Annotated in this window: 11 protein-coding genes and 2 pseudogenes; 7 read left to right on the forward strand and 6 right to left on the reverse strand. The window is 55.7% G+C overall.

Annotated features, from left to right (window positions below):
- Positions 1-77: 77 nt before the first annotated feature.
- Positions 78-701 (reverse strand): annotated as a pseudogene (locus tag VGK14_RS14630) (AIPR family protein); the annotation flags it as partial.
- A 57-nt stretch (positions 702-758) separates the two neighbouring features.
- On the opposite strand from VGK14_RS14630, the gene VGK14_RS03090 reads away from it, so the two are divergent.
- Together VGK14_RS03090 and dcd are read left to right on the forward strand one after the other, a co-directional pair.
- A complete protein-coding gene (locus tag VGK14_RS03090) occupies positions 759-2015 on the forward strand; it encodes a hypothetical protein (RefSeq protein ID WP_331507461.1) in 1257 nt (418 codons plus the stop codon).
- On the forward strand, positions 2012-2632 hold the full coding sequence (gene dcd, locus VGK14_RS03095; protein ID WP_331507462.1) for a dCTP deaminase: 621 nt from the start codon (positions 2012-2014) through the stop codon (positions 2630-2632). The genes VGK14_RS03090 and dcd overlap by 4 nt, the downstream gene beginning before the upstream one ends.
- 23 nt (positions 2633-2655) lie before the next feature.
- Here dcd and VGK14_RS03100 read toward each other — a convergent pair whose 3' ends face one another.
- The 4 genes from VGK14_RS03100 to VGK14_RS03115 all read right to left on the reverse strand — a co-directional run bounded on the left by VGK14_RS03100 (position 2656) and on the right by VGK14_RS03115 (position 6491).
- A complete protein-coding gene (locus VGK14_RS03100; protein ID WP_331507463.1) occupies positions 2656-3537 on the reverse strand; it encodes a plasmid partitioning protein RepB C-terminal domain-containing protein in 882 nt (293 codons plus the stop codon).
- The gene (locus VGK14_RS03105) at positions 3534-4436 is read right to left on the reverse strand and encodes a plasmid partitioning protein RepB C-terminal domain-containing protein (RefSeq protein ID WP_331507464.1); all 903 of its coding nucleotides are present in this window, start codon (positions 4434-4436) and stop codon (positions 3534-3536) included. Before VGK14_RS03105 ends, VGK14_RS03100 begins: the two co-directional genes overlap by 4 nt.
- Positions 4433-5998 carry a recombinase family protein gene (locus tag VGK14_RS03110; protein ID WP_331507465.1) on the reverse strand — a complete coding sequence of 522 codons (1566 nt, stop codon included), beginning with the start codon at positions 5996-5998 and terminating at the stop codon, positions 4433-4435. The genes VGK14_RS03105 and VGK14_RS03110 overlap by 4 nt, the downstream gene beginning before the upstream one ends.
- 163 nt (positions 5999-6161) lie before the next feature.
- Positions 6162-6491 carry a hypothetical protein gene (locus tag VGK14_RS03115; protein ID WP_331507466.1) on the reverse strand — a complete coding sequence of 110 codons (330 nt, stop codon included), beginning with the start codon at positions 6489-6491 and terminating at the stop codon, positions 6162-6164.
- 328 nt (positions 6492-6819) lie between these two features.
- Between VGK14_RS03115 and VGK14_RS03120 the strand changes: the two genes are divergently transcribed.
- The 4 genes and pseudogenes from VGK14_RS03120 to VGK14_RS03135 all read left to right on the forward strand — a co-directional run bounded on the left by VGK14_RS03120 (position 6820) and on the right by VGK14_RS03135 (position 7832).
- The gene (locus VGK14_RS03120) at positions 6820-6996 is read left to right on the forward strand and encodes a hypothetical protein (RefSeq protein ID WP_331507467.1); all 177 of its coding nucleotides are present in this window, start codon (positions 6820-6822) and stop codon (positions 6994-6996) included.
- A 13-nt stretch (positions 6997-7009) separates the two neighbouring features.
- On the forward strand, positions 7010-7261 hold the full coding sequence (locus VGK14_RS03125) for an AbrB/MazE/SpoVT family DNA-binding domain-containing protein (protein ID WP_331507468.1): 252 nt from the start codon (positions 7010-7012) through the stop codon (positions 7259-7261).
- A gap of 64 nt (positions 7262-7325) precedes the next feature.
- A pseudogene (locus VGK14_RS03130) lies at positions 7326-7598 on the forward strand (integration host factor subunit beta); the annotation flags it as partial.
- Between the two features lie 54 nt (positions 7599-7652).
- On the forward strand, positions 7653-7832 hold the full coding sequence (locus VGK14_RS03135; RefSeq protein WP_331507502.1) for an MbcA/ParS/Xre antitoxin family protein: 180 nt from the start codon (positions 7653-7655) through the stop codon (positions 7830-7832).
- Between the two features lie 83 nt (positions 7833-7915).
- Here the strand turns inward: VGK14_RS03135 and VGK14_RS03140 are convergent, their stop codons facing one another.
- Entirely contained in the window at positions 7916-8170 is a 255-nt protein-coding gene (locus VGK14_RS03140; RefSeq protein ID WP_331507469.1) for a type II toxin-antitoxin system Phd/YefM family antitoxin, read from the reverse strand.
- A 554-nt stretch (positions 8171-8724) separates the two neighbouring features.
- Between VGK14_RS03140 and gltB the strand changes: the two genes are divergently transcribed.
- Positions 8725-13332 (forward strand): glutamate synthase large subunit, encoded by a 4608-nt coding sequence (gene gltB, locus VGK14_RS03145; RefSeq protein WP_331507470.1) that lies wholly within the window; start codon positions 8725-8727, stop codon positions 13330-13332.
- Position 13333: the final 1 nt, after the last annotated feature.

Raw genomic sequence — 13333 nt, forward strand, 5'->3', positions numbered from 1 at the left:
TCCCGGATGTCTTTCCAACAATCTGCCTTTTTAAACCATTCACTCGGGTTCTTTTGGCCTGCGGATCTGCGCATGACCTCATTGAGGCTAATGGCCCAGTCAGCAATTAAATCTTCGAGCTCGGGGCTGATAGTCTGTTTTGACCACAACTTATCAAAGTCAACACGCCCACCAGTTCTGTGCGAAAGTCCAGACACAACATAGGCTGTTATTTGTGCCCCATAGGCTTGAAACTTCAAGCTCCTAATCTTTTTTTCAGCAGCTCGGTACAAAACAGCGATGGCAATCAGGCGCTTGAACCATGCCTGATCAGGCGGGGGTGGTGGCTCATCCTTTAATCGCTGCATGAAATTCTGAAAATTCTTCTGCCCCCCAAGGCAGACTCTGTCCGGCATGCCAAGCCATGCGCTCATATACCGAGCAACATCGAGCTTACTTAGCCTCCGCTGCTTGGGCGTCTGCAGGCGAAAACTCTTTTGATCGTTCTTGCGATAGGCAGCTTTTTGTTCAGCCGCTAGATATGAACCGCGGGCACGCTCATAAAACCAACGTCCTTTAACCTTGAGGCCAAACTCCTTAGGCGTTGCATGCGTCAATGTCATTTCAAAGAATTGGGCTCGCAGCTCCTCCTGGGCAGTGGCCACGTATCGGAACCAGTCCTCCATGTCTGCAGTTGTGAATAGACGACACAAGTCAGCAAAGCCTCGACGATAAGGCCCTCTCCTTTTTTTCGTAAGCTAGCAACAACATAGTGGAAAATGGCCCATTTACGTCATGCCCGTGAGAAAGTTGCTGCCGCTCTCGCCACAATTTCGGATATTCAACAATTTGATTTCCCTTACGACGATGCAAAGGAAGCAATTGCAGTTGTAAAAGACAAATTTACAGGGCTCCAGGACACTTTGGGGCTACTCTCGGACAACAGTAATCCGGATACAGTACGTACTGTCTGCCGACGGGTTACGGAAGCACTATTTCAATATCTCCCAATCCTAGGCTTTCTTATTCGGGCGACCGATGTACGAGGGCCACTTGAATTCCACAGGCCCTTCTTAAGAATCACCAGAAAGTTATTAGGGAGCGATGCTCGTCTAATAATTTCCTCGGATTGGGATTTTTCACCTTATACGATTATTTTTCCTGATTTATTTGGCGGCTATCGTTTTGTTATGGTGGCACTGCCTACTTCAGAAGCCTGTAATGCACTAATTACGCCTTTAGCTGCACACGAACTCGGCCACAACGTTTGGGCAAAGGAAGGGTTAAGGGAAGAATTCGAACGGGCTGCGCTTGAAAAATTAATTGCAAAAATCCAAGGACCTCGCTGGGACGAGTTTAAAAAAACTTTCAACTTAGCCAATCCGGATCAGCTTACTGACTTGGTAGGGACACAGCTATGGGAAAACGCATGGGTTTGGGCTGTTGCTCAGTGTGAGGAGATTTTTTGCGACTTTATTGGTGTGGTTTTGTTTCGCGAAAGTTACCTCCTTGCATTTGACTATTTAATTGCACCTGGTCTGCCGGGCGACAGGCCCGAGCGCTATCCCAGCATGAAGAATCGGATAGAAGCCATGTCATCCGCCGCCAAGAAGCTTGGTATTGATGTCCCAACTGATTTTGAAGAGCGATTTGATGAAGAAGATGGTGAGGCAGAGCCTCAGAAAGCATTGCTATTATCTTTGAGTGATGAAATTTCCAATATGCTTTTGGATGAGTTGCTTGTTGTGGCAATCGATAAAATCAAGTGTGCAGGGATTGAGGCATGCGATAAAGCAGCCGTAGATAAGATTGTTGACGCGTACAAAAAAATGGTTCCTGCCTCAGGAACCACAGGAATTGATGCCGTAGTTAATGCTGCATGGAAGTTTAAAAACACCCATTCGCATTATTGGGCAAGCTACCATCCAAGAATGAAAAATAACGAGGCTAACAGACTTCGTCTATTGAATGATTTGGTATTAAAGAGTTTTGAAATATTTGAAATCGAAAGACTTCAGGAATACAACGGACAATGATACTGGGCGCTCGTGAGATTGTTTCGAAGTTAAGAGGAGAAGGGGGTGATTCTAATGATCCTTTTTTCGTGGCCCCCGCTCCAGATTTAACAAAAATAGAAAATGAGGGCGGTGCTTCACTAGACCTACGACTTGGAACATGGTTTGTTACTACAAAATTAAGTCGACATACTCATTTAGACATCCATAGCAAAAATCAGCCGCATGAACTCGATATAACTACGCGCCATTATGTGCCATTCGGACACCGCTTCATTCTCCATCCTCGGAGCTTTGTATTGGCTACCACTCTGGAATGGATTCGGATGCCCAGGACTTTGGGGGGCTATGTAACCGGGAAATCATCATGGGGGCGGCGAGGTCTGGTTATTGAAACTGCTCCAGGAGTCCATCCTGGATTTGCCGGATGCCTTACCTTGGAATTGGCGAATGTAGGAGAGCTACCTATTGTACTAATGCCTGGCACTACAATATGCCAATTATTTTTACACGAAATTAAAGGCCCGAGTGATACTACTGCAAGCTCCTTCTTAGGTTTCCGCCAACCTCTTTTAGGTCAAATCAAGCCAGATGAATTCGTATCTCGCTTAGTCCAAAAGGGTTCGTTATTCGACTAGGAAACCAAACCGATATCCCCCAGCTACTGGTCAATTGATACGGTTTGCACAATCGCCTCGAATTCAGACAACACTTCAGGTTGCCGCTGCCTGAGATAGCGCGACACGGCTTCATTTTCCAATAACTTCGCCAAGTAGCCTTTAGCAAGTACCAAATCCAACACGTCCTGGCCGTAAGTCTGTTCGACCAATCTGTACTGCCCTTGCAGATTGCTCATCTCGCGCTCCATTTTTGCAATCTGCTCCTGGGTAACGCCCGTCAGCTTGGCCGGTTTCTTCCCATCAACCAGCATTGAATTCGGGGTGGCCACAAGCAATGCCTCGCCATAGGCTACCGTGATGTTGTTCGCCGAGACCATGAGCTCAATGCACTCGACCTGGCGCGTCGGCTTCATTTTTCGGATGATCCGGCCCAAGTCGGCAGAAAAATGCTGGTCCTTCAGCAACTCCGCCGCTTCCGGGCAAATCCCATCCAGCAAGGTCATCTTCTTGATGATGTGGCTGATATCCACGTTCAACGCCTTGGCCAGCCGTTCGGGAGTGACGCCGCGGGCAATGGCCCTGCGCAACATGAAATGCTCTTGTATGGTCGACAGCCGGTTGACCCGACTGTTATAGGTATAGGATTCGTCGTCCTTGGCCACGAGGCAGATAGCTTCGCTGAACCCCAGCTCCCGCAGTGCAATCAGCCGGAGGTGCCCGTCCAGTAGAATATGCTGGCCGGTCTCCTTGCCTGCTGGGCCGACCGATAACGGCTCGATGAGGCCGACGGCCTCGATGGAAGCGAGAATCTGTTTGAACTTGCGCGTGATCAGCAGGCCCTGCGCGATCTTACGGGACGGCAGGAGCATATTGAGAGGAACGGTCAGCGGATCCGGAATGAATCCGAGTGACACGTTAGTCATGCAGCATGTCCTCTGCTCCAGACACGCTCGGCCAAATATTTAGGCAAAGTCTCCAGCCCTTCGGCGCGTAGCAAGTTGGTGAAATTCTCGTCTGCGAGCAGTTGCCGAAGCGCGCCGACGATGAAAAGCAGTCGTTGTTGCGTAAACTCGGCTTTCTTCACCATCAGTTTTTGGCGCTCGACTTCCTTCTGATAGGTTCTGACCAGGCTCGATGTCGTGACTTCGGATCGCTTTCGGGGAGTGCCGCGTGCCATGGATCGCCCGAGGGTCTGCCGGCGCTCGATGATGGAGCGCGCTCGCAGCAACTGCTTGCCGCGCAGTTTGCCCGTCTCATACGCATCCTGAAGTGCGTCCTGGATCGCCTTATCGTCATCCCCGGCTCCGACGATCGCGAGTGCCGCATTGAGCGGAATCCGGCCTTGCTCGACCGCCACTAGGAGACGTTCCTCACCGTGCTGCAGCAGAATCAGGATGCCTTGCACATAGTCCGGGGTCAGCCCCGTCTTCTCGCAGATCGCTTTTTTGTCGTAGCCCTGATTGCGCAGGCGCTCGATGCCAGCGAGCAATTCCAGCGGCCGACATTGGCGCCGGGCAATGTTTTCGGCGAGACTCATGATGAAGGCATCCTCGTCGTTCACGTTCACCACCAACGCAGGAATCGCGGTTTCGCCCAAGGCACGGAACGCCTTGAGCCGACCTTCTCCGCAGACCAGCAAGTAATGTTCGCTGCCGCCCGTGCCGATGCGCGGGGTGACGGTGATCGGCTTCTTAAGCCCGATGGCTTTGATGTTGCCCACGATCTCGTCGAAAATCCGGCTGTTGCGCTCGCGCGGATTGATTACTTCGATCCGGTCGATGGGGATCATTTGCAGTTCGCCAGGGCGATGATTCTTGGTCATGCCGCTCTCCTGATATGCGAGCGCTCCGCCATGCCGTAGAGATAGTCCAAATTGTCGAATCGGTAGCTTTCGAATTCGATGGCATTGCGTTCGGCCAGGCTGATTCCGGTCTGGCCGAAGTCGAGCCGCGGCAATAGGTAATAGTCCAAGGGCGACCGGTTGGGCTGGTCGAGCCGGACGGCCACTGTGACATCGGGAGCAAGGCTGGTGTCGAACCGCACCTTCCACCGGCTACGCCCGGTATCGTAGGTTTGGCAGCGCGCCAGCACCAGCGACACCGTGAACTCATGATTCACCAGCAGCAGATCGGTGCCCGGATCGCGCAGAACAGCGCCGCCGAGATCGGCGATCATATGTTCGGTATGGCCAACGATTTCAGGATGTAGGCTGCGCAGGAAACGGTTGGTCTCCAGGTAGCGATAGTCGCGATCGGGAGTAAAGCCTACCGCTTGATAGGCACGGATCAGGCTGCCGAACCGATGCGCATATATTGCAGTTGACGGCATTCCCTCCGTCTCATTGATGATCATGCCGGAGAGGAACCCCCGTTTCTGGAAGAGGTTGCGCAATCGCTCGATCAATTCCTCATCGGTATAGCGCCGCGCCCGCGCGCGTATGATGCCCTGCGCGGTATAGAACATATCGGGCGGAACGATGGCATCGAAGGCGCCTTCCTTCTTGATCCACATATCGGGCGAATTGATGACCCGATGCTTCTTGAGCTTGAACGAGATCCGGTTGTAGACGTTGTTGCCTATGTATTTCTCGTTCGTCAGCACCTCATGCACCGTAGCGCGCGTCCATTCGCGGTCAAGATCGGTACGCACGCGCATGCCGTTGAGCCGCACGGCGATCTCGGACTCGACCAGGTCTTCATTGATGAACCAGCGATATATCTGGTTCACAATGCGGATTTCGTCTGCGGGACCCGGCATCAGAATGACGCGGTCGGTCTGCAAGCTCTTGTGCTCGCCCCGGGCAAGTTCGCCCTTGATGGAACCGTGTTGATCGATCAGCACGCGCCGCAAGCCATAGCCGGCAGGCCCGCCCTGGCGGAAGCCCAACTCGATCAGTCGGCATTGACCGGCGAACACCTTGGCCGACAGCTCGCGGCTGTACTCGCCGGCCATCGCACGCTTGACGCCTTTGACGATGGTAGAGACGGGCGAGCCGTCGTTCTCGAATTGCTCGGCGCAATACATCACCTGGATGCCAGCCCGACGGCAGATGTACTCGTAATAGGCGCTCTCATCGGCATCCTGGAATCGGCCCCAGCGGCTGACGTCATACACCAATATGATCTGGAAATCCGCCGTGCCGACTTCCACATCTTTGATCAGTCGCTGCAGCGCTTGGCGTCCGTCGATACGCAGCCCGCTCTTGCCTTCGTCGGCATAGGTGCGCACGATCTCGAAGCCGCGCCGCTCGGCATATTCGCGGATCTTGGCGGATTGGTTTTCGGTGGAATACTGCTGATGCTCGGTCGACATGCGGACATACTGGGCCGCACGCAGCCGTTTCGGCTCGTCTGGGAAGACTTCTGTACTGTCGTCGTTTGCCATAGCCCATCATCCAAAGCCAGATGGTAGAGAAAAGTCCCAGGCATACCCTTCGAATGACGGCTACATTGATATGAGGTATGGCCGAGCAGGGTTGGCCTCTGCAGGGGATATCTGGAACATACGGCACATAAGGTAATGGCAGCGCTTCCCGGCGCCTATCAAGTCATCTCTTTGCAATCCGCTCAGGCTCGGCATAACTTCCTGGTAATAAAGTGATTTCAACCGTCCACGCGTCCATCTTTGCAAGATCGGGAACACCAATCGGCCGCAGATGATAGATGCCCGCCGGTAGTGTCTGTGCTGGCATTGACACGTCCATCTTTGCAAGTGGCGTATCCGAGCACCTGAAATCCCGTTTTTTCTGCAATTCCCGGTTGCGAGCACTATATTCAGGGCGAGCTTTCCGGTATTCCCGCCAATAGTCCGGGTTGCGATCCAGCCATGCGCGCTGCGCACGGGCCTGGTTTTCACGGTAGTCGGGGTCGGTTTCCATTTTTTGGCGCTGCCATTGCTGCCGCCGTTTACGCTGGCAATCGGGAGCCGAGCAATAGGTTTGGTTTGGAGTTTGAGGTCGCGGCCGGAATTGTTTTCCGCACGCTGCGCATCGCATGGGCGGCATGAGTGCCTCCAGGTGAATCGAAGCTCATAAATTCGCTAAGCTTAAGGGCCGACTCAATGTGTTGGAAAACACATCCATAAAATGCTGCCGCAGTGGTATTGATTGCCGTCAGTGGCGCATTTAGATAATGATTTAATCGACTGGCCTAACGGGGTATATTTATAGGTATGGATTGCGGAACTTGATAATCAGGAATCCCATCATGGCATTCATCGATGAATTAAAGCAGGAATGGCGCAGTCTCTATGCTATTCCACTGCAAGCAGTTGATACCCCATTCCGAGCCTATTTCATCAACAGCTTCCGAACGAGTTTAATTCTATATTTTGCGCCGCTGAGATTGCTACGGTGGTTGAGCCGCCGATTCATGCGCATCTAGATAGGAGATTATCGTGAAAGCTGTAATGCGGAAATTTGGAAATAGTATTGGCTTGATCATTCCGAAGCCTCTCCGCGAAGAACTCAACTTGCAGGCTGGTCAAACTGTCTCGCTGGAGATAACGGGAAGCGGCTTGCTGATGAAGCCCAGCCGCAAGAAATACAAACTAGCTGAGTTGCTCGCTGAAAACGCCCAGAATGCCGGCATATCAGAGGATATGAGTGCTTGGGAAAACATGCCGGCAGTGGGGAAAGAGATTCTGTGAGCAGTCAACAATAGGAAAACATCTCCTTAACATGCATCTGCTGGCAAACCGATCTCATCCCATTATGACCCGCTCCGAACTCATCAACCGCCTTGCTATGCGTTTTCCAATGCTCACACGGCAAGACGCGGCTGCATCCGTCGCAACCATTATCGATGCCATCAGTAATTGCCTCGCTAGTAGAGGCAGAGCTGAGATCAGAGGCTTTGGCAGCTTCAGTATCAATGTTCGACCGCCAAGGCTCGGGCACAACCCGAAGACTGGGGAGAGTGTGCCCGTTCCAGAAAAGGCCGTACCGCATTTCAAGCCCGGGGTGGAAATGCGAGAGAGGGTGAATGGTGCGGCCAAGGCCAGCATGGCGATGCCTGGCTTAATTGAACAGGTGCTTGTAATGGTTGAACAGTCCGGAAATCCGGAAGGTTTCGATGCCGAAGATTGGCTAGCACGCTGGATGCAAGAACCTCTATCGGCATTAGGAGGCAAACGCCCGGCAGATTACATGGTCACAGACGAAGGCCAACGCCAGATCTCGCAACTTTTATCAACGTTGCAAAGCGGTTCCTACGTTTAATTTTCACAGGCCCGACGCGATATTTCGGTACCGCTAATTTTTATATCTTGCGAATATCGGTGACAACATTGGTATCTAGTACATCAGGAGAGATCAGCCGCCTTGGCAATATCCCGCATAGCGGGGATAACAAGCTCGATGTCCTCAACGCCCGGCATCGCCAAAAGGTCTGCAATTTTCTGCTGACTACCGACGAGCCGTTGATACTCCTCAATACTCAGCAGGACATGCGCTGGGCGGCCACGATTCGTAATGAATACTGGGCCTTGGCTGGCCGCTTTTTTAGCTTCGCTTGCGTGTCGATTAAACTCTCGGCTGGATAGCGTCGTAATGGTCATTTTAAATCTCTCATTACATCCAATGAAGAAATGTTACTGCATTGGATGCAAGTTATGTTCATCACTTATTACGAATAACCGGCTCTTCCCTAAAGAGTTTTTGTCGTTATAGAAAATGTCAAACCAGTATCACATACTCATCAATAATGTTTATTGATGAGTTATAGCAATCCCTACAAAATCAACCGATAAATCTCATTAACTTTTTTCAGTCACATGCACCACCACGCCCCCTAGATACTGCTAGATATTGAACGTGCGGTTGCAAGCCGCCAGCGCCTGCGCGATTTGTCCGCTGCGGCTTCGTTCCGCATAAAACATGCCCAAACGCAAAACCGATCCGTTTGTCCAACGTCAAGGCTACGCCGTCAAAACAACCGCCTTGACGTCACGGTTGAACTGGACGGCCGATCCCGGTAACATAACAAGGTTTCACTCCAGATTTCATGATCGCCTCGCGGCTGCGGGGCGAAGGCGTCGCGAACACCCTCGGTTTGCGTACGGCGTGACGGTTTTGTCGAAAAGATTGACGAGGGATTGGACAGGGGCAGGAAATGCCAGAGCAGCAAGGATTATACGACCCGGCGAATGAGCACGACGCATGCGGCGTCGGCTTTATTGCGCACATCAAGGGTCAAAAGAGCCACCATATCGTGCAGCAAGGGCTGCAGATACTACGCAACCTGACGCATCGCGGTGCCACCGGTTACGACCCCAAACTGGGAGATGGCGCTGGCATTCTCATCCAGCTGCCGGATGCTTTCCTGCGCAAGGAAGCCGCCAAACAGGACATTACGCTGCCCGCGGCAGGCGACTACGCCTGCGGCATGGTGTTCCTGCCGCAATCCGGCAATGGCCGCCTGGCATGCGAATCGGCGATCGCGCGCATCATCCTGGAAGAAGGCCAGAACTTCCTCGGCTGGCGCGATGTGCCGCGTAACAACAGCGATATCGCCGCCGCCGCCCGCGCTATCGAGCCGGTGATGCACCAGGTATTCATCGCCCGCGGCGATAACACCGCCGACCAGGACGCCTTCGAACGCAAGCTGTTCGTCATCCGCAAGCGCATCGAACATGAAGTGCGCGCACTCAAGCTGGAAGACAATCATCAATTTTACATTCCCTCGCTGTCCTCGCGCACCATCGTCTACAAGGGCATGCTGCTGGCGGAGGAGGTCGGCACCTATTACCAGGACCTGCGGGACGAGAGCGTGGTGTCGGCGCTAGCGCTGGTGCACCAGCGCTTCTCCACCAATACTTTCCCGGCCTGGGATCTCGCCCACCCGTTCCGCATGATCGCCCACAACGGCGAAATCAACACCATGCGCGGCAACGTCAACTGGATGGCGGCACGCCACGAAGCGATGAAGTCCGCAGTGCTGGGTGAAGACCTCGAAAAGCTGTGGCCACTGATCGACGACGGCCAGTCCGACTCCGCCTGTTTCGATAACGCGCTGGAACTGCTGGTGGCGGGCGGCTATTCGCTGCCGCACGCGATGATGATGCTGATCCCGGAAGCCTGGGCCAGCAACGGCCTGATGGACGAAAACCGCCGCGCGTTCTACGAATACCATGCCGCGCTGATGGAGCCGTGGGACGGCCCGGCGGCCGTAGCGTTCACCGACGGCCGCATGATAGGCGCGACGCTGGACCGCAACGGCCTGCGGCCGGCGCGCTACCTGGTAACCGAGGACGACTACGTGATGATGGCCTCGGAAATGGGCGTGCTCACCTTCCCGCAGGAAAAAATCGTCAAGAAATGGCGCTTGCAGCCGGGCAAGATGTTCCTGATCGACATGGAACAGGGCCGCATCATCGACGACGCGGAAGTAAAGGAAAACCTGGCGCAGGCCAAGCCTTACCGCGAGTGGATCAAGCAATCGCGCATCTATCTGGGCGACCTGCCCAAGGTCGAAGCCAAGCTGGAATTGCAGGCCGACGTGCTCGACGTGCAGCAGGCGTTCGGCTACACCCAGGAAGACCTCAAGTTCATCATCCAGCCGATGGCGATCAATGGCGAAGAAGCCAATGGCTCGATGGGCAACGACAGCGCGCTACCGGTGCTCTCCAACCGGCCCAAGGTGCTGTACAACTATTTCAAGCAACTGTTCGCGCAGGTCACCAATCCGCCGATCGACCCGATACGCGAAGAACTGGTGATGTCGCTGGTGACCTTCATCGGCCCCAAGCCCAACCTGCTGGGCATTGACGAAACCACCCCGCCGCCGCGCCTGGAAGCCAGCCAGCCGGTGCTGCTGCCGGAAGAGCTGGAACAGTTGAAGCAGATCGACCGGCTGACCCACGGCCGCTATCGCTCGCTGGTGCTGGACATGACCTATCCGGTGGCACAGGGCAAGGAAGGCATGGCCGCCGCGATCGACGCGCTGTGCGCCGCCGCGGAAAAATCCGTGCATGACGGTTATAACCTGTTGATCCTGTCCGACCGCAACGTCGGCAAGGAGCGCCTGGCGATACCCGCGCTGCTGGCGACTGGTGCGGTGCATCACCATCTGGTAAAAGGCGGCCTGCGCACCAACACCGGATTGGTCATCGATACCGGCTCTGCGCGCGAAACCCATCATTTCGCGCTGCTCGGCGGCTACGGCGCAGAAGCCGTGTGCCCCTGGCTCACGTTCCAGACCATTTCCGGCATACACTTGCCGGACGCCAGGGACGGCCACAAGAAGTTCGTCAAGGCCGTCGGCAAGGGCCTGTACAAGGTGATGTCCAAGATGGGCATTTCCACTTATCAATCCTATTGCGGCGCGCAAATTTTCGAGGCGATCGGCCTCAACTCGGCGTTCATCACCAAATACTTCGTCGGCACCGCCAGCAAGATCGAGGGCATAGGCCTGGACGAAGTCGCGGAAGAGGCGCTGCGCCAGCATCAGGCCGCGTTCGGCGACGACCCGGTACTGGCACAGGCGCTAGATGCCGGCGGCGAATACATGTTCCGCATCCGCGGCGAAGAACACATGTGGACGCCCGATTCCATCGCCAAGCTGCAACATGCGACGCGCAGCGGCAAGTACGACACCTACAAGGAATACGCCAAGCTGATCAACAATCAGGGCCGCCGCCACATGACGCTGCGCGGCCTGTTCGAGATCAAGCCGGCCGGCGCGCCGGTGCCGCTTGGGGAAGTGGAACCGGCTGCGGCCATCGTCAAGCGCTTCGCCACCGGCGCGATGTCGCTGGGTTCGATCTCCACCGAGGCGCATACCACGCTGGCCATCGCGATGAACCGCATCGGCGGCAAGTCCAATACCGGCGAGGGCGGCGAAGACGCGGTACGCTTCCAGCCGGTGGCTGCCGATACCACATTGGCCGATATGATCGGCAAGAGCCGCGTCGAAAGCCATATTCCGCTCAAGAAGGGCGATTCGATGCGTTCGCGCATCAAGCAGGTGGCCTCGGGCCGTTTCGGCGTCACCGCCGAATACCTGGCTTCCGCCGACCAGATCCAGATCAAGATGGCGCAGGGCGCCAAGCCCGGCGAGGGCGGCCAACTGCCGGGCGGCAAGGTCTCCGAATATATCGCCAAGCTGCGCTTCTCGGTGCCGGGCGTTGGCCTGATTTCGCCGCCGCCGCACCATGACATCTATTCGATCGAAGACCTGGCGCAACTGATCCACGATCTGAAGAACGCCAACCCCAACGCCTCGATTTCCACCAAGCTGGTGTCGGAAACCGGCGTCGGCACGGTGGCCGCAGGCGTGGCCAAGGCCAAGTCCGACCACATCGTCATCGCCGGCCACGACGGCGGCACCGGCGCATCGCCCTTGTCGTCGATCAAGCACGCCGGCACGCCGTGGGAACTGGGTCTCGCCGAAACGCAGCAGACCCTGGTGCTCAACCACCTGCGCGGCCGCGTCGCGGTGCAAGTGGACGGCCAGATGAAGACCGGCCGCGACGTGCTGATCGGCGCGCTGCTGGGTGCCGACGAGTTCGGCTTCGCCACCGCGCCGCTGGTGGTCGAAGGCTGCATCATGATGCGTAAGTGCCACCTCAACACCTGCCCGGTCGGCGTCGCCACGCAGGACCCGGTGCTGCGCCGCAAATTCACCGGCCAGCCGGAGCACGTGGTGAACTACTTCTTCTTTGTCGCCGAGGAAGTGCGCGAACTGATGGCACACATGGGCATCCGCAAGTTCGACGACCTGATCGGCCGCTCCGACCTGCTGGACATGCAGGCGGGCATCGACCACTGGAAAATCCGGGGGCTGGATTTCAGCAACATCTTCTACCAGCCCAAGATGGATGCCAGCGTCGCGCGCCATCATTGCGAAGAGCAGGACCACGGCCTGGCCCACGCGCTCGATAACCAGCTAATCGCCCAAGCCAGGCCTGCGCTCGAAAACGGCCAGAAAGTAGTCATCGAAACGCCGATCGCCAACATCAACCGCACCGCCGGCACCATGCTGTCGCACGCGGTCGCCAGCCGCTACGGCAACGACGGCCTGCCCAACGATACCATCACCGTGAACCTGACCGGCACCGCCGGCCAGAGCTTCGCGGCATTCCTCGCCCACGGCATCACTTTCAACCTTACCGGCGAAGGCAACGACTATGTCGGCAAGGGCCTGTGCGGCGGCAGGATCGTCATCCGCAAGCCGCAGGCATTCCGCGGCGATTCAAACGACAACATCATCGTCGGCAACACCGTGATGTATGGCGCGACGACGGGTGAGAGCTATTTCAGCGGCGTTGCCGGCGAGAGGTTCTGTGTACGCAATTCCGGCGCCAGCGCGGTGGTGGAAGGGGTGGGCGACCATGGCTGCGAATACATGACCGGCGGCACCGTGGTCGTGCTTGGCCAGACCGGACGCAACTTCGCGGCAGGCATGTCGGGCGGCGTCGCCTATGTACTGGACGAGGATGGCCTGTTCGCCAAGCGCTGCAATCTCAACATGGTGTCGCTGGAGCAAGTCCATCACATCGACGACGTACCGGAAGACGCGGTGCATCACATGGATCAGCCGGACGAGATCACGCTCAAGCATCTGATCGAGCGGCATGCGGCCTATACCGGCAGCTTGCGCGCCAAGACCATCCTGGAAAATTGGGACGATCACCGCGGCAAGTTCGTCAAAGTCATGCCTAACGAATACAAACGAGCGCTCATCGAACTCGCCGAACAAAAATTGCTGGAGGCCGCATAAC

The organism is Novimethylophilus sp. (genome assembly GCF_036504375.1).
In the GTDB taxonomy this organism is placed as follows: Bacteria; Pseudomonadota; Gammaproteobacteria; order Burkholderiales; family Methylophilaceae; genus Novimethylophilus.

Bases quoted from the DNA above. Each gene is read 5' to 3' on its own strand.
- VGK14_RS03110 (WP_331507465.1), bottom strand. From the start codon at position 5,998: ATGGCAAACGACGACAGTACAGAAGTCTTCCCAGACGAGCCGAAACGG.
- VGK14_RS03120 (WP_331507467.1), top strand. From the start codon at position 6,820: ATGGCATTCATCGATGAATTAAAGCAGGAATGGCGCAGTCTCTATGCT.
- dcd (WP_331507462.1), top strand. From the start codon at position 2,012: ATGATACTGGGCGCTCGTGAGATTGTTTCGAAGTTAAGAGGAGAAGGG.
- VGK14_RS03140 (WP_331507469.1), bottom strand. From the start codon at position 8,170: ATGACCATTACGACGCTATCCAGCCGAGAGTTTAATCGACACGCAAGC.
- VGK14_RS03100 (WP_331507463.1), bottom strand. From the start codon at position 3,537: ATGACTAACGTGTCACTCGGATTCATTCCGGATCCGCTGACCGTTCCT.
- gltB (WP_331507470.1), top strand. From the start codon at position 8,725: ATGCCAGAGCAGCAAGGATTATACGACCCGGCGAATGAGCACGACGCA.
- VGK14_RS03105 (WP_331507464.1), bottom strand. From the start codon at position 4,436: ATGACCAAGAATCATCGCCCTGGCGAACTGCAAATGATCCCCATCGAC.
- VGK14_RS03090 (WP_331507461.1), top strand. From the start codon at position 759: ATGGCCCATTTACGTCATGCCCGTGAGAAAGTTGCTGCCGCTCTCGCC.
- VGK14_RS03115 (WP_331507466.1), bottom strand. From the start codon at position 6,491: ATGGAAACCGACCCCGACTACCGTGAAAACCAGGCCCGTGCGCAGCGC.
- VGK14_RS03135 (WP_331507502.1), top strand. From the start codon at position 7,653: ATGGTTGAACAGTCCGGAAATCCGGAAGGTTTCGATGCCGAAGATTGG.